This is a genomic window from Mesorhizobium album, assembly GCF_033977205.1.
In the GTDB taxonomy this organism is placed as follows: Bacteria; Pseudomonadota; Alphaproteobacteria; order Rhizobiales; family Rhizobiaceae; genus Mesorhizobium; species Mesorhizobium album.
Window position 1 is genome coordinate 25379 of record NZ_JAVIIW010000009.1, and the last position, 17508, is coordinate 42886.

Consider the following 17508-nt stretch of genomic DNA (forward strand, 5'->3'; position numbering starts at 1 on the left):
GCCGCTCAGTTCACGTTGCGCACAAAACGGCCGGCGATCTTCAGCAGCCAGGTGACGAACACCACGATGATGATCAGGTAGACCATGGCGAGCATGGTGCCGTAGCCGACATTCGAACGGTCGCGATACTCGCGGTAGATGAAGCTCGAGACCGAATCCGTGGCGCCGCCGGGGCCGCCGGACGTCACCGTGATGATGATGTCGGCAAGCTTGAGCTTGAAGATGATGCGCAGGATCACCGCCGTCAGCGACACCGGCAGCATCAGCGGGAAGGTGACTTGCCAGAAGGTCTGCCAAGGGTTCGCGCCGTCGACGCGCGCCGCCTCGATCACCTCGCGCGACATTGCCTGCAGACCGGCGAGCAGCATGATCATCATGAACGGAATGAAGGTCCAGGCGTCGAGCACCATGATGGAGATGCGCGCGACGATCGGGTCAGAGAAGAAGGCGGGATTGTCCCAGCCGAGATGCCGCGCCAGCGTCGAAGCCGGTCCGAAACGGTATTCCATCAGCGATTTACCGACCATCCAGGAGACAGCGACCGGCGACAGCATCAGCGGCAGCAGGAAGACGACGCGGAAGAGTTTTCTGGCGCGGATCTGCGCGTTGAGCAGCAGCGCCAGTCCGAAAGCGATGACGTATTCGACCAGCACCGCCAGCACATAGAGCACCATGTTGAACAGCGCGTTGCGGTAGTAGGGATCGCCCAGCATCTCCCAGAAATTGTCGAGTCCGTTGAACCTGCGACCGGAGAACGAGCTGAGGTTCCAGTCGGTCAGCGCGATGTAGAAACCGAACAGCGTCGGGAAGATCACCATGGCGATGGTGAAGAGCAGCGCCGGCAGCAGGAACAGCGCCCGCTGCCCGTCCTCGCCGCGCGTCAGCACCTGCCAGGCGCCGAGCGCCACGCCCCACAGCACATAGGCATAGACGACCGGACGCCAGGTATAGAAGCCAATCGCGTCGACCTCGGTCTTGTAGAGGATCTGCACCACGATCATCGCCAGCAGCCCGAGCGTCGCGGCGATCAGCAGGGCCCACCCGAGGCGCTTGCGGCCGGCCGGGATCAGATCGGCCGTTGTAGAATCTGCCGGCCACGCATTCGCGGTCGAAGTCTGCTCAGCCACGCCTCTCGCCTCTACCTTTTGTTTTGACGCAATTCCGGAACGGAAAACCGTTTCACACTTTTCCTGCAATTGCTCCAAGCCCGAATGACCGGGCAAGCCCATCAACATGCGGCCCGGCGACGAGGTGTCGCCGGGCCGCGACTTTCTCCTGAAGCAGCCTACATGCCGAGCGAGGCTTTGTAGAGCTTGATCTGGTTCTCGCGGCCGATCTGGTCGGTCAGCTTCTCCCAGGCGGCGGCGATGGCATCGGCGCCTTCCTGCGCCTTCATCTTGCCGGCGAAGGTGTTGGCCAGGATGTCCTCGGCGGCGCTGTAGTACTGGAAGATGCCGGGGATACGCGGCTCGATCGCAGCGTTCGGATGGTTGTAGGAGTCGCCCTCCGACTTCAGATACGAGGTGATGAAGGCCTCGTCATAGCCCGCCGCTACCCATTCCGGAATGTTGAAGTGGGAGTTGCGGTAGGGCTGGAAGCCCGAAGGATAGGCCGCGCACCACAGCGACAGATCCTTGCCGCCGAGATGGGCTGCCGCCGACCAGGCCGCCTTCTTCTTCTTCTCGTCGCTGTCGACGCGGGCCATGACATACACGCCCCAGCCGAGATAGGCGCAGTTCGGCGAATAGTTCGGGCCGCTGGCGAGCTTGTCCCACTTGCCGGTCTTGGAGTTATAGACGTCGTCCGAACCCGGCAGGATCGAGAAACCGGTGACGTCGCCGATGACCGAGGAGTCGTTGGTCTTGACGTTGGAGCCGATATCGCCCCACCACGGGATCATCGAGCCGGTGCCGGCCAGGAACTGCTGGAAGCCGGTGGTGTTCGGATCGGCATTGATCTGGTCCGGCGGCTCCGAGGGCAGGGCGTCGATCACGTCCTGGATCGCCCGCACCCAGGCCGGGTTGTTGATGCGCGGCTTCATCGTGTCGGCATCGAACAGCCAAGCCTTGTCGTCAGGATGCTTGGCATAGGCAGAGGCGCGGCTCCCAAGGAAGTAGAAGCCGAAGCCGCCCCAGGGTTTTGGCGCATCGAGATAGCCGTAGACGTCCTGGCCCTTGAACTTCTTGCCCTTGAGGAATTTGGTGACGGCCTGGACCTGCTGCCAGGTCTTCGGCACGCCCCATTCGCCCTGACCTCCGCTGTCCTTCCATTGCTTGGCCAGATCCGGATCGGAGAACACGTCGGTACGGTAGTTGAAGTTGTGCGTGTCGCCGTCGATGGTGACGCGGTACTGCTTGCCGTCCCACGTGCCGACCGGCGGCTTCAGGTAGTTGACCAGATCGTCCATGTCTACCTGCTTCTTGACCCAGTCGGGCATCTCCGAGGTGAGGCCCTTGCCGCAGACATCGCCTTCGAAGGGCGCGCCCATCTCGATAATGTCGAAGTCGACGGTCTTCGTTGCGATCGACTGCTGTAGGCGGGCGTTGTAGTCGGCCTGGGCAAGGTCGATCCAGCTGATCTTGGCGCCGGTATAGGCCTCCCACGGCTTCAGGAAGCCGCGGAACAGCACGTTATGGAGGTTCTGGTTGTTGAGGCCCATGAAGGTGAGCTGAACGCCGGCGAACTCACCCTCCTTGACGTTGGCCTTGGTTGCTCCCAGGCAAAGCTCGCCGACTTTCTGGAAGTCGGCATCTGTCGGCTGGCCCTTGCCGACGCCCGGGATCTGCAGGATTTTCGCGCGCAGATCATCTGCGGCCGCGGCCGGCTTGGTCAGCGCGCCGAGCCCGGCGCTGGACGCCGCGGCGAGCGCTGCCATGCTGGCCGCGCCCTTCAGCACATCGCGGCGGGTCGCCCCGGCGCGCACCAGTTTTTCGTAAAGATCGACTCTCATCGCAAGGTTCCTCCCAGAACTTCAGTCGTGAATTGATTTGCCAATCTCTCGGACGCCGAAACGTCTGCGGTTCTCCTATACCATAGGTGGACGTGGGACCCCACCCTGCGTCGCCTGGAGCTCCGATTTCCGGAAAAAGGACCGGCTGTCGGATTGGCACTCGCCACTATTCGCGTAATCGATTACCTTGTCAACAAGGATGGCTTTTTATCGATAAGATACTGACTTGCCCTTGCCGTTGGCAATGGCTAGCTTCACCGAAAGAGGTAGGGGAGACGATGGCTCAAGTCGCAATCACCAATGTGGCCAAGGCATTCGGAACCGTCAAGGTTCTGCATGACGTTAGCGTGGACATCGCTGACGGCCAGTTCGTCGTGCTGGTCGGCCCCTCGGGGTGCGGCAAGTCCACGCTCTTGAGGATGGTGGCGGGACTGGAGAGCGTTTCCGGCGGCACGGTTTCGATCGGCGACCGCGTCGTCAACAACCTGCCGCCGGCAAAACGCGACATTGCCATGGTGTTCCAGAACTACGCGCTCTATCCGCATAAGACGGTGGAGCAGAACATGGCCTTCGCGCTGAAGCTGCGCGGCACCGATCCGGCCGTCGTCGCCGAGCGGGTGAAGCGAGCGGCCGACATCCTCGACCTCAATCCCTATCTCAAGCGCTATCCGCGCCAGCTTTCCGGCGGCCAGCGCCAGCGCGTCGCCATGGGCCGCGCCATCGTGCGCAATCCGCAAGTGTTCCTGTTCGACGAACCGCTTTCCAACCTCGACGCCAAGCTGCGCGTGCAGATGCGCACCGAGATCAAGGAACTGCACCAGCGGCTGAAGACCACCACCATCTACGTCACCCACGACCAGATCGAGGCCATGACCATGGCCGACAAGATCGTAGTCATGCGCGACGGCCGCATCGAGCAGATCGGCGCGCCGCTGGAGCTGTTCGACCGGCCGGCCAACCTGTTCGTCGCCGGTTTCATCGGCTCGCCGGCGATGAACCTGCTCAAGGGCACGGTGAAGAAGGGTGAGAAGCCGGTGGTCGACATAGCGGGCTCGGCCTTTCCAATGCCTACCAGCATAACGGCTGCGGACGGCCAGGCTGTCGTCTATGGCGTGCGCCCGGAGCATCTGGAGATCCATCCCGAGGGCGTCGCATCCACGATTTCGGTGGTCGAACCGACAGGCTCGGAGACGCTGGTGTTCGTGCGCTTCGGTGAAGGCGAGATGGTGGCGCTGTTCCGTGAGCGCCACGACTTCAAGCCGGGCGATACGCTGAAGCTCAGACCGCGCCTCGACCACGTCCATCTCTTCGACGCAGGGACCGGCAAGCGGCTCTGACCGTAAACAGACTTCCAAGAGGAAACCATGCTCAAAGGGATCAATCCGCTGCTCAATGCCGATGTGCTCCAGGCGCTGCGGGCCATGGGCCACGGCGATGACCTGATCATCGCCGACACCAATTTCCCATCCGACTCCGTCGCGAAGCAGACGGTGCTCGGCAAGCTGCTGCGCATCGATGCGCCGGCAGCCGATGTGGTGAAGGCCGTGCTGTCGCTCTATCCGCTGGACAGCTTCGTCAACGATGCTGCCGCGCGCATGGAGATCGTCGGCAAGCCGAACGAGATCCCGCCGGTACAGAAGGAAGTGCAGAAGGAGATTGACGCAGCCGAGGGCAAGCCCTGGCCGATGATCTCGATCGAGCGCTACGCCTTCTACGAGCGCGCCAAGAAGGCCTATTGCGTCATCCAGACCGGCGAGCGCCGCTTCTATGGTTGCTTCGCCTTCCGGAAGGGCGTCATTCCGCCGGATGCGGAGTAGGAAGATGGCCGCCGGCAAGCCTGTTGTCATCCTAGGCGTCTTCGTCGCCGACACCGCCTATCGCGCCAACCGCCAGCCGCGCATGGGCGAAACGATCCTCGGCAATTCGTTCAAGCTCGGACCGGGCGGCAAGGGCTCGAACCAGGCGGTGGCGGCCGGCAAGCTCGGCGCCGACATCACCTTCCTGACGAGACTCGGCGTCGATGCCTTCGCCGACATGGCCAAGCAGACGTGGAACGGTGCGGGCGTGACGAGCGCGGTCATCGACACGCCCGACAGCTACACCGGCGCGGCCTATATTTTTGTGGAGGAGGGCACCGGCAACAACGCCATCATCGTCAGCCCGGGTGCGGCGATGCTGATCTCGCCCGCCGATATCGAGGCGCATGCCGATCTGATCCGGTCGGCCGGCGTCTTCGTCACCCAGCTCGAGCAGCCGATCGCTGCGGCTGTGAAGGCGCTTGAGATCGCACGCGAAGCAGGGGTGACGACCATCCTCAACCCGGCGCCGGCCGCTACCCTGCCGGACAGCATCTACGCGCTCTGCGACTACGTCACGCCCAACGAGTCCGAGGTCGAAGGGCTGACCGGTATCACCGTCTCTTCGGTCGATGATGCCCGCCGTGCCGCCGACGCGCTGCTGGCGAAGGGCGTCGGCGCCGTCATCGTGACGCTCGGCGAGAAAGGCGCGCTGCTGCACACCAAGGACCGTTCCGATCATGTCGGCGCGGTCAATGCCGGCCCGGTGGTCGAGACCACGGGAGCGGGCGACGCCTTCAATGGCGGCCTGGCAGCGGCACTTGCCAGGGGCATCGAGCCGCTGGAGGCCGTGCGCTTTGCCTGCGCGGTCGCCGGCATTTCGGTGACCCGTCCGGGCACGGCTCCGTCCATGCCGACGCTCCAGGAGGTCGAGGCGCTGCTGGCGAGGGCTTGAGACGCCTCGCTGCAGTTACGACTTGGCGGTTTCACCGTTCGGAACGCAAACCGAGCGAACGCGTTCACTGTGCTGACCAATACTAGGCGGCGCCGGTTCCGGAACGGTGAGATGAAAAAGCCTTATGAGAAGCCCACGCTTGTGAAGCGCCAAAAGCTCACCGCGCGAACCGCCCAGATTGTCGCCTCGGGCGTGATATTGGGCGAGTGATCAGCGAACTCTAAAGAATCTTGCTGGTCAGTTCCAGCATCGTCGTTCCACCCTGCTCGCTGCCGGGGATATGCACGACGCGCATGACGCGAAGGTCCCTGGCCGATCCTTCGATCAGCATGGAGACGCTTTCACCCACCCGGGGCAGCTCCTGGAACGCGAGCTCGTCGACGTCCCTGGCGTCGTCAATCGAAACGCGACATCTCACAGCCATCTGTCTCTCCCATCCTTGCGCCCTCGGGCTGAACGAGGCAATGGCGCAATGGGTTCCGGGAATAGCCCGGCCTGCTTTGGCGGATAAGATCGGCACATAACAGCAAGCCGGGCTGCGCACCGGCGTTGGGCTGGGGGGCGGGGTAGCCGGCGCAGGGGGAAAGTGTTTGTTCGCCGGCGATTCGGCAATTGCATCAGAGGTCTGATTCTGGGCGCAATGGTCTTAGAGAGCCGGGCCCTAGAGGGCCGGACCCAACCGAATGGCGCTTCCGTCAGAGAAGCGCGACAGGCGAAAGCGGGTGAGATCGTGGCCGATCTCGTTCCCCTGGATCAGGTCGGAGACGACCCGACCGATTCCAGGCCCAATGCCGAAGCCATGGCCGCTCATGCCCGTTGCGACGGTCAGGCCGCTGATCGCCTGGACGCGATCCACCACGGGGACGACGTCCGGCATTGCGTCGATCATGCCGGCCCAGCTTGCCTTCAGGCGGACCGGCCCGAGCTGCGGGAAAAGGCGACTGAAATTGCGTTCGATCGAACGGAGGCCGGAGCGCTCGGCGGCCGGATTGAGCACCCGCATCGTTTCGAAGGGACTTTGGCAATCCGGCGTCCAGTGACGCGGCGTCGACCAACTATCCGGATAGCCCGCCGGCGCGGCCGGTGAATAGCGCGACCCGAAAGGATTGGCCATGAGGGCGCGAAGGTATTTCGTCGCGTGCCGGAATGCGTCAGGCCCCAGGTGGAGCAAATGACTGCCTCCCGGGGCGAGCGTGTATCCGCCATCCTGTCTGCGCCTGAAGGCGATACGCTCTCCTGAGGCGGCACCTGCATGGATTTCAGGCATCGGCTCCGTCGCAGCGGCGGTCGACCTGACGCTGAGCTGAGGAATGGAAACTCCGTGTCTTTTCAGGAAGAGGGAAGACCACGCGCCGCCGGCGAGAAGAACGCTGGAAGTCTCGATGTGACCCGCCTCGGTCCACACCCCGCTGACCCTGCCGGCCGAAATCTCGAGGGTTCGCGCCGCGCAATTCTCTACGATCTTGACGCCTTTGCGGACGGCAAGCCGAGCAAGCGCGGGCACGGCCATCCAAGGCTCGGCCCGCATGTCGGAAGGCGTTGTCATCGCGCCCTTGAAGCTGCGCGACATGCCCTTGATGAGACCCGCGGTTTCTTGTGCGTTCAGAAGGCGGGTATCGATCTTATGGGCAGCAGCGATCTTCATGAACCTTTCGAAGCCGGCTAGTTCGCGGTCCGAGCTTGCAAGGTAAGTCACACCTGTCTGCTTCAGGCCGATGTCTTCGCCGCATTCTTCAGCCAGTTGCCGCCAATGACGGGATGCCTCGATCACGATCGGCAGCTCATCCGCATCGCGTCCCTGCTTGCGGATCCATCCCCAATTGCGGGAGGACTGCTCAGCCGCAACCCGTCCCTTTTCGACCAGCGTCACGGAGATGTTCCGCCGCGCAAGAAAAAGGGCTGTCGTCACACCGATTATGCCGCCGCCGACAATCACCACGTCGGACTTTTTCGGTGGAGGACCGGGATATTGAATCGGGTCCGCTTCGGAGAACGGGAAATTGGGCAAGGGGCGCATCCTGAAAAAAACCGACGACAGCTATGGCCTGCCGGCGGCCGGCTTTCTTGAGGCAGTTCTGGGGAAGGTAGAGCACAGCTGCCTAGGGCGGCACCGGTATTCAAATTGAAAGTGAGCCCCCTTCCGACCCAAAGATCGGAACAAAAGACTCTGCATTGCCAAGGAGTTGGAAATGGCGCGAGTGACGGGGCTCGAACCCGCGACCTCCGGCGTGACAGGCCGGCACTCTAACCGACTGAGCTACACCCGCGCACTGACGAGCACGTGTCAGGCGTGTTCGTCGTTGGGGCGCTGGATAAGGGGTTCGTTTGCGGGTGTCAAGCGCGGCATGTGAGCATAACAGCAAACTGGAGAAGGTTTTTTGACAAGCGCGGCGGCACCGGGCAAATCCCCTTGCCACCAGAACAGCCGCCCGTTCATTGGGCCTTGCGAATAGAGCCCTAACTGCTTAAAGGTCCGGCCCGGAGCGGGCGATTAGCTCAGTTGGTAGAGCGCTTCGTTTACACCGAAGATGTCGGCGGTTCGAGTCCGTCATCGCCCACCAATTCCCCGGCAGAGGGCTTGCAGTCGAGCCTCCCAGACGCAGAGGCCTGGATACTCTTGTCACGATCTCTGCTTGCACCGAAGACAGTCATCCAGCGGCCCAAGGCCCCAGCTTGCGAAGCTGCCCGTTGGGCGGAACTCACGAAAGCCCAGCACGCAGGGAGGCAATCATGGCATTCAAGCTGATGAGCCCTGCATTTGACAACGGGACACTCATCCCAGGGAAGGAGGTCGCGGTGCCGCATTACGAACTGCGTCACATATGCGCCAGCGACCGCGAGCCGGCCGCTACCAAGGCATCTGGATATACCGCGCGGCTGGCCGCGGGCTGCATAGCTGACATGTGCCGCAAGCAGCGGCTGATTGGCTCCCCTCATGCCTTGTTTCTTCTGGCGGGTACAGGAAGCCTAGTTTCAAATATAAATATAGTGCGCCGCAACAAAATGTTGCACTGCAGGTAATACTGCCACATACTGCCCTCGCAGTTCTGGGGCGCGGGCGAGGGATCATCGTCAACCGGAAGGATCAGGAAATGTCCAAGACCGCCGACAAGCCCACCGAAACCGCCGAAATTCCGACGGTCGACCCCGGCAAGGCCACCGATCAACTTCGTGCAGTCGCCGAAAAGGGCGTGGAGCAGTCGAAAGAAGCTCTTGCGAAATTCCAATCGGGTGCTGAAGACGCCCGGAAGGCACTCGAGTCGACCGTCGAAACCGCGAAGTCGGTCGGCAACGAGCTGTCGCTGAAGATGATCGCCGCATTGCGCGCCAATGCCGAAGCTGATTTCTCGCACGTCGAGGCTCTGGTCCGAGCGAAGTCGCTGCCAGAAGTTTTTGAGCTGCAGACGACCTTCCTGCGCAAGCGCGTCGAAATGGGTGTCGCGCAAGCCAGGGAATTTCAGGAACTCACTACCAAAGCGGCGACCGACGTTTCCAAGCCGGTCAAAGACGCCTTCGAGAAAGTGCTGCAGGATCTCAAGGCCGCCTAATTTTTCAAGCGACCGGAAATACGTGCGAATCGGAACGCAGGAGATCGAGATCTCCTCGCCGATCTTCTTCTGTGTGGCGCGCCAGCGCGGCGATGGCTGATCACGGCTCCGCGTTGGCGCTTTGAGGATGGTCCTCGATACCGCCAAGATAACTGTTCCTATCGAGCCCTGGCCGCGGATCGTGGGAGCGTGTCCAGCACGCTGGCGATCGCGCTGAAAAGTGCGCAGGCCAGCGCTTTCCGTCGGGCTGCTCGAATTCACAAGTTCCTGCGAAGAGGGCAATGGCCAGGCGTGGATCAGCGAGTCGAGATGGCGTGACACTGCACCATACGCACTCGAAGCCGTCCGCAGCCGGCGCGCGGGCGGGGGGCGAAAGCCAAGCTTGTGCAAAACGGATGCGGTAAGAAAACCTGGGGTGGCATGCCAGGTTCCATTTCAGGCATGCCATCCCAGCCAGTTCCTTGCAAAGCGTACCTGGATCTCAGGCGGCTCGGAGGTGCCGCTCAGCGTCGCGTGCGGCGATTTTGGCAAGCGGCGCAAGGATCGCACTTTCGGCCTTCAGCGCGACGTCACCCAACGAGATGAGGCCCGTCATCCGTTTCTGCCGGTTGAGCACCGGAAGGTGATGCACCTGGCGCTCCTGCATTTGCCCAAGCGCCTGTTCCAGGGTCTGATCCTCGAAACAGAAGAATATGCCGGGCGACATCACCGCGCGGCATGTCAACTTATCGAGGCTCTCGCCGGCGGCCACGGCGCGGCAGGTGATGTCGCGATCCGTGATCATGCCAACGAGCCGATCGTTCTCGCCGATCGGCACGCAACCGATACCTTCGTCGCGCATGGCGCGCGCGACTTCCCGTATCGGCGTATCGGGGGAGTACCAACGCACTTTCCCCGTCATCGCTTCCTTTACCAGCATGGTCGCCTCCATGTGGCCTGGTCCCATCGGGATCGCGGACGGATGCAGCACAAGAGACAGGACCTGGCAATGTCATTGCTGCGGACAATTCCGCTCGCGAAGTCCTGCAAATGACTATGCACCCGGACGAGGCGGTCTGGCCAGACTCTATTCGGGCCAGTCTGATCCGAAATGATGAGCGGGTCGACCTCGGCAATAGCAGGCTCATGTCGGGAGCACGCCTCGTGGGCATACGCACAACTCGAAGCGGTCGGCCTGACGAAGACCAACCTCAGGCCGATGCGGCACATCGCGTCAGCCAGAAATCTCGGCCTTCGGGCAGAAGCTGGCCGTTATCGTCGACGATGGTCGTCCCGCTGATGCAGCTGGCGTCGTCGGAGACCAGGAACAAGAGGCGTTGGCGACGTCGCGCGGTTGCGCAGCGTCGCCATCAATCCAGCCTCAAGCGGCAAACCCGGAGCATCTATGGCTGCAGTCTGCCGGGCCGCCCGCGGCCGAGCGCGCCGTCGGCGCGGGCCTGCAGGTAGGCATAAATATCGTCCACATAGGGTGCGAAGTTGGGATCGCCGGCAAAGCCTTTCATCGCCGAGCCGCCTTCAGCACGGCCGCCGAGCACGGCTCGACGGAAGGCTTCGATGTCGGGTAGCCGGCCGACCAGGGACGGCGCGAAGGTCGATCCCACGCCGTCTGGGCCGTGACAGCGATCGCAGCCCGCATGGTAACGCCTGAAACCGTCATAGGTCCGCGCATCGACCTTGCCGTCCACGACCCTGTAGAACTTGCCGGGAGCGGCGGCATCCTGCGCCGATGCGCCGGCGCCGACAGCGAAGCTCAGGACTGCGGGGCAAAAGATTTGCAGCAGGCCAGCCATCGTCAGTAACATCATCGGCCAAGAGTGTGGGAGCGCAGGTCGTTCCATCGCGATCCTTCGCGCCCCCATCTGCCCCGCCAGCATCTCATAGTGTTGGCCTAGGCCGCCTTCATGGCGCGGTGGCCGATACCGTCGTCGGTTGCGCGCTGTCCAGCGACAGGTCGTTCTCCATGGCGGTTGCCGGAACCAAGGTCGGGTCGCTGACCAGCAGCGCCTTGCCGTCCCGCACTATTTCGAAATCGATCGACGGCTGACCGACGGCCTGCGGCACGGAGATCGTCATGCGCTGGCCCGCCGCGAGCGTGGACACGACGCGGACCGGCTGCTGCTCGACCCCGGAAGCCATGGTCGCGACGACCCGGTAACCGTCCTGCTCGACCGTGTAATAGACGGCGCCGCTGAAGCTGCCGAGCTGGATGCTATGGCCGCTGCCTGGCGCCAGTTCCGATGCCGCCGCGCCGCCCGTGGCAGTGAGCAGCGCAAATGCAAATGCGCTAAAACGTCTGGTCATCGATCTCTCCCTTCGGTTTAGCGAGTTCCCGGACAGGCAGGCTGCCCGGGATTTCAGCTGATCTGAGCCTACGCGCCGCGGCCTTCGCGCACATCGGTACGATCACCCAAATTTCGGCTGTAGCCCTCCTAATTTCGCTGGATCAGGGCGCGGCGGTGGAGAGCAGCCACGGCTCGCCGCGCAGCCTGAGCAGCACTTCCATCCGGTTGGCGGCGTTGAATTTGCCGAGCACCGCCGAAACCTGGTGCTCCACCGTGCGCGGCGATCGCGACAGGGTGCGGGCGACCTCCTTGTTGCTCTTGCCCTCCGCGATCAGGGCGAGCACCTGCTGCTCGTGCTGCGTGAGCCCGAGCGGGTGCTGGCGGGCGGCGGTGTAAGGACCCCGGCGCATCTTCGGCAGCCGGCCGGCGACGCCCAGGCGCTGCGCCAGCTTGCGTGCCAGCATCACGGCAGGACGCGCCTCGAGTTCCTCCAGCGTGGTCACGGCGCTGGCCAAGGCCATCGCGGCGTCGGCGCCCCGCACCTGCATCAGTGCCAGCGCCGCCTCGTAGGGAAGGCCGAGGCGCTCCCACTCCTTGGCTGCCGCCGACGGATCGCCGCCAATTTCGACGGCGCGGCGCCACGGAATGCGTGTCGTCGGCGCAGGCAGCGGCTCCCCCATCCCGCATCGCCGCCACCAGACAGCCAGTTCGCCGAGGTCGGACGGGCGGAAACTGTTGAGGTCCATCGCGGCCAGCGCCGTTAGCTGCTCATGGCCGGCGGCGCGATCCTCGGTTAGCCAGGCGGCCTCGGTCAGCGCCAAGCGGACCGGCACTATGCGTTGCAGCTCGCCCGTCGGCAGTCCTTCCTCCAGCGCCTGCTGCAGCAGGGCAGGGCCGCCGGGTTCGCCCAGCCGCACGCGCACCCTGCCAAGCACGGTGAGCGCCGGTAGGTGCATGACCACCGGCAGGCGTTTCAGTTTCATGACGCCTTGGGCTATGGTCTCGGCGTCGCGAAAGCGGCCCTGTTCCATGCGAAGCTGCGCCTGCCGGCCGAGCAGATACTGCGCCGGCGAATCAAGATCGTGCCGGGCGGCGAACACGATGCCTTCGGAAAGCAGCCGTTCGGCCAACGCAAAGTCCTTGGACACCACCGCATATTCGGCATAGTTGGTGTAGGCCCGCGCTGCATGGTCGTGGAACCCGTGCTCGAGCGCGAGCGCCAGGCTTTCCTCCATTCGTTCGCGGCCGCCCGGACGGTCGTCGAACAAGAGCGAGGTGCCGACATTGTTGAGCGCATGCACGCGCGTTTCGACTTCGCCCAACTGATCGGCCAGCGCGATCGCGCGCAGGCCCCATTCGATCGCGTCGTCGAAGCGGTAGTGCAGCATGTGCAGCTGCGAGCAGGTGCTGTAGGCCATCGCCAGTTCCGGCCCGGGCGGCAGGTTCTCCACCTCGCGCACCGCCTCGTTGGCGAAGTGCTCCGCCTGCTCGCCCTCGCCGCGGCGCCAATGCAGCCTGGAGAGGTTGCGCAGGTTGAGGCTGATCTTGTCGGGGCGTCCAAGCTCGCGCCAGAGCTGAATGGCGCGATGGCGCGCCTCGATGATCGTGTCATAGACCTGCAGCGCCAGTCCGGCCTCGTAGGCCCAGGATTCGTAAAGCTGGGCGGCCTCGGCCGGCGAAGCCTGCGCGATGTATTTGAGCGCCGTCGCCAAATGCGCGGCGGCTTCGCGATGCGCGCCCAGCCGCGCAGCCTGCGCCGCGGCCTGCGGCGCGAGTTCAAGGACGCGCGCGCCGTTGTCGGCGGCGGCGGCATGGTGCACCCGGCGTGCAAGCTGGGCATTTGCCTGCGCGGCCGGAAGCGCTGCTATCGCTGCCTCCACCTTGGCATGAAGCGACCGCTGAAGACTGGGCGACAGCCGCTCGAGCGTCGCCTGTCTGGCAAGCTCGTGGCGGAAGGTCAGCGCCCCCAGAGCGTCCCGCCGCAGCAATCCGCGGGCTACGCAGCGGTCCACGACAGTGTCGGCCTCGGCGCCGAGAAGGGCGCGGATCAGCCACGGCTCCACGCTGCCCGGCTCGATGCTCATCATCTCCAGCACCTCGCGCTCGCCGCCCGTCAGGCGCGACAGGCGCGACCACACCGCGTCGCGTATCGAATCCGGAACATGGCCCGGTTCCGCCTCGCTGCTCGCCAGAAGCTCGGAGACGAAGAAGGGGTTGCCCCCGGTGATCTGGTAAAGATCGGCGCCGGCGCGATCCGACTGCGCGGCAAGTTTCATGACCGCCTGGGGCGAAAGCGGCTTCAACGATATGCGGGCCAGCGATGCCGCCGGCAGGTCGCCCCTAATATGCGTGAGCGGATGGTCGGCGACCAGTTCGTCGCTGCGCGCGCTGAGCACCAGCATGGCAGGAAGCACGGAGATGCGTCGGCCGAGATATCTGATGAGATCGAGAGTTGCGTTATCCGCCCAATGCACGTCCTCGAAAATGAGCACCGTCATTCCCCTGGCGTGCTGAAGCGCATTCAGCAGCGCGGGAAAGAGCCGCTCTGGCGCGGCCCCCTGGTCGAGCAACGCCGCGACCTCGGGGTCGAGCGCCTGCGCCATGTCCTGCAGGGGACCGAGCGGACGCGGGGTGAACAGCGCCTCGCACCAGCCCCACAGCACGCGGCAACCTGCGTCCACCCGCCCAGCGAATTCCTGCAGGAGGGAAGTCTTGCCGATGCCCGCTTCGCCTTCGAGCAGGACGATACCGCCGCGGCCGTCGACGGCACTGGCCGCGGTCGCCAACAAGGTTTTAAGCGGACCCTCTCGCTCGAGCAGCATCGGGAGCAACCCTTTGCCTGATGCATGCCAGCCAAGAATGCTCTACCAGCTTGCGACATGCACAAAACAGGACAGTGAAGCGCCTCACAAAAGGCCGCCCGAACGCGACGCGCTTCGAGCTGCGAGTGTACAGCAACAAGGCCTGCTTTCCAGCTTTACATTAGGAATACTTAAAATGGGGCCGAATCCCGGCAGGCTCGATCACTTCCCGATGACCGGCGTTATGAAGGACAGCAATCACGGCGGCGTCAGTCGGAAATCCTGGCCTTCGGGCAGCAGCTGACCGCCATCGACGACGATGGTGGTGCCGGTGATGTAGCTGGCGTCGTCCGAGGCCAGGAACAGGAAGGCGTTGGCGACGTCGCGCGGGGTGCCGAGACGCCCGAGCGGCACGGCGTCCTCCATGCTCTTGATGAAGGCGGCGTCGCGGTGCAGCCTCATGCCTTCGGTCAGGATGTTGCCGGGCTCGACGCCGTTGACGGTGATGCCGTAGCCGGAAAACTCCAGCGCCGCGGCGCGGATGAAGCCGTTGATGCCAGCCTTGCTGGCCGAATAATGGCCATGGCCGGGGCTGCTCACCTGCGGGCCGGTGATGGAGGAGGTGAAGAGCATGCGGCCGCTCTGCTGCGCCTTCATCGGCGTGAGCGCGGCGCGCGCGGCGTTGAAGCTGCCGCGCAGGTTGACGGCCATGACGCGGTCCCAGTCCTCCGGGCTGGTGTTCTCGATCAGCTGCCAGGGGTAGATGCCGGCATTCTGGACGATGATGTCGAGCCGGCCATGGCGTTCCAGCGCCAATGCCACAACGGCTTCCGCATCGGCCATTTTGGAGATGTCGGTGCGGATGAAGGCGGCACCCAACTCGTCGGCGGTCGCCTTGCCGGCTTCGGCTTCGCTGTCGGCGAGCACCAACTTGGCGCCTTCCTCGGCGAAGCGCTGCGCTATGCCCTTGCCGATACCGCGCGCGGCGCCGACGATCGCCGCCACCTTGCCGTCGATGCGTCCTGTCATGCGAGCCGTCCTGTCATGCGAGTCTTTGGCGAATGGTTTGCTTGAAAGCGTCGAGCAGCACGGCGGCCAGCACCAAGAGGCCATGGATGACCTGGGTGAAATTGGCCGGCAGGCCCATGAGATTGATGGCGGTGTTGATGGCCGACAGAAGCAGCACACCGGCATAGACGCCGGGCAGCGTGCCGACGCCGCCCTTCAGGCTGACGCCGCCGATGACGACGGCGGCGAAGGCGTTGAAGAGCAGGCCGACGCCGAGGTTGGCGGTCGCCCCGGAGGTACGGATGGCAAGCAGCCAGCCGGCAAGGCCGGCAATCGCGCCGGCAAGCACGAAGGCGATGATCAGGTTGCGGTTGACGCGGATGCCAGCGCGGAAGGTCGCGGTCTCGTTGCCGCCGATCATGACGAGATGCCGGCCGAACGGCGTCTTGGCGAGAATCAGCGAGAAGACCACGAAGCAGGCGACGGCGATCCAGGCGGTGAGCGGCAGGCCGGCGAGGCGCTGGATGCCGAACCAGCGTATGGCCGGCGCCAGATCCTGCGCCGAGCGTCCGCCGGAAACGACGAGCACCAGGCCACGTACCCAGATGTAGGAGGCCAGCGTGATGATGAAGGCGCTCATCTGCAGCCTGACGATGAGGAAGCCGTTCGCGACGCCGATGACGGCTCCGACCGCAACCGCGATGGCGAGCGACACCGGCACCATCAGCCAGTCCGGATGTAGCTGCAGGCCAAGGCCGATGCCCGACGAGCAGAACATGATGCCGACCGCCATGGCGCTGAGCGCGGCGACCGATTCGACCGACAGGTCCATGTGGCCCGCGATGATGACCAGCGCCAGGCCGATCGACATGACGCCGAGCACGCTCGAAGCCTCGATGATGTTGGCGAAGATGCCGAGCTGGAAGAAGTTGGGGATGAAGATCGAGAACACCGCCAGCACGAAGACCAGCATGAACCAGACGAGATTGTCGAGCACGAGCTCGAGACTATGGCGGGTGCGCGGACTCATGGGCCGATCCGGTTGACGTCGGGACGTGATGCGCGGCCACTCGGGCGGACGCGCCGCGGAGCTCCGGGCCGGAGGCCCGGAGCTCGATGGAAAGCCTATTCGACGGACTTGACTGTATCCGTCGGCGGCTTCTGATTGCCCCAGAAGGCGGGGTTGTCGACATTCGCCTTGGTGATCGCGGCGCCCGGGATCTTGATGTTCGGCCCCCAGGCCTCCTTGGTCACCACCGACTTCAGGCCGAGCACGTCATAGTCGCCAGGCTTGATCTCCTGCTTGTTGGCGACCTTGTCCATGAACATGGCGACCGCGGCGGCCTGCGCGTAGAGCGGTTGCTCGACCTCAACATTCAGCCAGCCCTTGCGGATCAGGTCGAGGCCGACCGGCGCGCCGTTCGAGCTCATCAGCATCACGTCGCCCGGCCTCTTGCCGGCGGCCTCCAGCGAGGCGACGGCGGCAACCGAAAGATGGGCGGCGTGGCTGAAGATCAGGTCGATGTCGGGATTGGCCAGGATCTGATCGGCGACGATCGTGCCGGCATTGCTCGCCTCCCACTGCATGGCGGGCAGCGAGATGATCTTGACGTCCGGAAACGCCTTCATCTTCTCCTCGAAGCCCTTCTGGATGTCGAGGGTGTAGGGATCGCCGGGATCGCCGAGAACCTGCAGGATCTTGCCCTTCACCGAGCCGTTCTTGGCCTTCAGCAGCGCTTCGGCCTGGTCGGCGGCGATGTGGCCGATCTCGACGGTGCCGGCGACGGAGGTGAAGTCGGACGGCGTCGCGGTGATCTGGCGGTCGAACTCGACCACCGGGATGCCGGCCGCGCGCGCCGCCTCCACTGACGGTTTCAGCGCGTTGAAATCGACGGCGGCGAGGATGATCGCCTTCGGCTTCAGCGCGATCACGTCGTTCATCTGCGATTGCTGAGCGTCGGTCTTGTTGTCGGCGTTCAGCGTCTTCATCTCGTAGCCGACCTGTTTCAGGAAGAGTTCCAGCGCGCTCACCGAGCCGGTCTGGAATTCGTCGAGCAGTGTCGGCACCAGGTAATAGACGGTACCCTTGGACTGGGCGAATGCCGGCGTGAGCGTGGCAACGGCCAGAGCCAGGATACCGAAGACAGAAAGTAGCAGTCGCTTCATGT

The 17508-nt window shown here is 64.0% G+C and carries 17 protein-coding genes and 2 tRNA genes; 7 read left to right on the plus strand and 12 right to left on the minus strand.

The features are described from left to right. Positions 1 to 5: 5 nt before the first annotated feature. Together RFN28_RS09865 and RFN28_RS09870 are read right to left on the minus strand one after the other, a co-directional pair. Positions 6 to 1127 (minus strand): carbohydrate ABC transporter permease, encoded by a 1122-nt coding sequence (locus tag RFN28_RS09865; protein WP_320287162.1) that lies wholly within the window; start codon positions 1125 to 1127, stop codon positions 6 to 8. A gap of 158 nt (positions 1128 to 1285) precedes the next feature. Next, the gene (locus RFN28_RS09870) at positions 1286 to 2950 is read right to left on the minus strand and encodes a sugar ABC transporter substrate-binding protein (RefSeq protein WP_320287163.1); all 1665 of its coding nucleotides are present in this window, start codon (positions 2948 to 2950) and stop codon (positions 1286 to 1288) included. A gap of 278 nt (positions 2951 to 3228) precedes the next feature. On the opposite strand from RFN28_RS09870, the gene RFN28_RS09875 reads away from it, so the two are divergent. From RFN28_RS09875 to RFN28_RS09890, 4 genes are all read left to right on the plus strand, one after another. Further along, complete coding sequence (locus tag RFN28_RS09875; RefSeq protein WP_320287164.1) at positions 3229 to 4287, plus strand: ABC transporter ATP-binding protein; 1059 nt, start codon at positions 3229 to 3231, stop codon at positions 4285 to 4287. A 27-nt stretch (positions 4288 to 4314) separates the two neighbouring features. Beyond that, the gene (locus RFN28_RS09880) at positions 4315 to 4767 is read left to right on the plus strand and encodes an RbsD/FucU family protein (RefSeq protein ID WP_320287165.1); all 453 of its coding nucleotides are present in this window, start codon (positions 4315 to 4317) and stop codon (positions 4765 to 4767) included. Between the two features lie 4 nt (positions 4768 to 4771). After that, positions 4772 to 5701 (plus strand): ribokinase, encoded by a 930-nt coding sequence (rbsK, locus tag RFN28_RS09885; RefSeq protein ID WP_320287166.1) that lies wholly within the window; start codon positions 4772 to 4774, stop codon positions 5699 to 5701. A gap of 111 nt (positions 5702 to 5812) precedes the next feature. Then, a complete protein-coding gene (locus tag RFN28_RS09890) occupies positions 5813 to 5911 on the plus strand; it encodes a putative RiPP precursor (RefSeq protein ID WP_292419478.1) in 99 nt (32 codons plus the stop codon). Between the two features lie 10 nt (positions 5912 to 5921). Here RFN28_RS09890 and RFN28_RS09895 read toward each other — a convergent pair whose 3' ends face one another. The 3 genes from RFN28_RS09895 to RFN28_RS09905 form a co-directional block, all read right to left on the minus strand. Next, complete coding sequence (locus RFN28_RS09895; protein WP_320287167.1) at positions 5922 to 6125, minus strand: hypothetical protein; 204 nt, start codon at positions 6123 to 6125, stop codon at positions 5922 to 5924. A 237-nt stretch (positions 6126 to 6362) separates the two neighbouring features. Continuing rightward, positions 6363 to 7709, minus strand: coding sequence for an NAD(P)/FAD-dependent oxidoreductase (locus RFN28_RS09900; protein WP_320287168.1), 1347 nt, complete (start codon positions 7707 to 7709; stop codon positions 6363 to 6365). Between the two features lie 182 nt (positions 7710 to 7891). Continuing rightward, a tRNA-Asp gene (locus RFN28_RS09905) sits at positions 7892 to 7968 on the minus strand. A gap of 218 nt (positions 7969 to 8186) precedes the next feature. Here RFN28_RS09905 and RFN28_RS09910 point away from each other — a divergent pair. From RFN28_RS09910 to RFN28_RS09920, 3 genes are all read left to right on the plus strand, one after another. Further along, positions 8187 to 8262, plus strand: a tRNA-Val gene (locus RFN28_RS09910). A 169-nt stretch (positions 8263 to 8431) separates the two neighbouring features. Continuing rightward, a complete protein-coding gene (locus tag RFN28_RS09915) occupies positions 8432 to 8722 on the plus strand; it encodes a hypothetical protein (protein ID WP_320287169.1) in 291 nt (96 codons plus the stop codon). Between the two features lie 71 nt (positions 8723 to 8793). Continuing rightward, on the plus strand, positions 8794 to 9249 hold the full coding sequence (locus tag RFN28_RS09920; protein WP_320287170.1) for a phasin: 456 nt from the start codon (positions 8794 to 8796) through the stop codon (positions 9247 to 9249). A gap of 481 nt (positions 9250 to 9730) precedes the next feature. Here RFN28_RS09920 and RFN28_RS09925 read toward each other — a convergent pair whose 3' ends face one another. From RFN28_RS09925 to RFN28_RS09955, 7 genes are all read right to left on the minus strand, one after another. Further along, positions 9731 to 10168, minus strand: a complete 438-nt coding sequence (locus tag RFN28_RS09925; RefSeq protein ID WP_320287171.1) for a CBS domain-containing protein — start codon at positions 10166 to 10168, stop codon at positions 9731 to 9733. Between the two features lie 463 nt (positions 10169 to 10631). Then, complete coding sequence (locus tag RFN28_RS09930; RefSeq protein WP_320287172.1) at positions 10632 to 11039, minus strand: c-type cytochrome; 408 nt, start codon at positions 11037 to 11039, stop codon at positions 10632 to 10634. A gap of 109 nt (positions 11040 to 11148) precedes the next feature. Then, positions 11149 to 11550: a hypothetical protein gene (locus tag RFN28_RS09935; RefSeq protein ID WP_320287173.1), complete on the minus strand. Its 402-nt coding sequence runs from the start codon at positions 11548 to 11550 to the stop codon at positions 11149 to 11151. A gap of 142 nt (positions 11551 to 11692) precedes the next feature. Next, positions 11693 to 14353: an ATP-binding protein gene (locus RFN28_RS09940; protein ID WP_320287174.1), complete on the minus strand. Its 2661-nt coding sequence runs from the start codon at positions 14351 to 14353 to the stop codon at positions 11693 to 11695. 237 nt (positions 14354 to 14590) lie between these two features. Further along, positions 14591 to 15361, minus strand: coding sequence for an SDR family NAD(P)-dependent oxidoreductase (locus tag RFN28_RS09945; RefSeq protein ID WP_320287175.1), 771 nt, complete (start codon positions 15359 to 15361; stop codon positions 14591 to 14593). A gap of 13 nt (positions 15362 to 15374) precedes the next feature. Further along, positions 15375 to 16370, minus strand: coding sequence for an ABC transporter permease (locus tag RFN28_RS09950; protein ID WP_320287176.1), 996 nt, complete (start codon positions 16368 to 16370; stop codon positions 15375 to 15377). Between the two features lie 95 nt (positions 16371 to 16465). After that, on the minus strand, positions 16466 to 17506 hold the full coding sequence (locus tag RFN28_RS09955; RefSeq protein ID WP_320287177.1) for a sugar ABC transporter substrate-binding protein: 1041 nt from the start codon (positions 17504 to 17506) through the stop codon (positions 16466 to 16468). Positions 17507 to 17508: the final 2 nt, after the last annotated feature.